Annotated in this window: 1 rRNA gene; it reads left to right on the forward strand. The window is 49.3% G+C overall.

Annotation, left to right across the window (positions count from 1 at the left end):
- Positions 1-215: ribosomal RNA gene (locus BN2660_RS16370) — 23S ribosomal RNA — on the forward strand; the annotation flags it as partial.

Here is a 215-nt window from a genome sequence, read left to right on the forward strand (position 1 = left end):
GGCTTAGAAGCAGCCATCATTTAAAGAAAGCGTAATAGCTCACTGGTCGAGTCGGCCTGCGCGGAAGATGTAACGGGGCTAAGTAGTAAACCGAAGCTGCGGCAATACAGTTTACTGTATTGGGTAGGGGAGCGTTCTGTAAGCCGTTGAAGGTGTGTTGTAGAGCATGCTGGAGGTATCAGAAGTGCGAATGCTGACATGAGTAACGATAAGGG

Source organism: Microbacterium sp. 3J1, assembly GCF_001049495.1.
Taxonomy (GTDB): Bacteria; Actinomycetota; Actinomycetes; order Actinomycetales; family Microbacteriaceae; genus Microbacterium.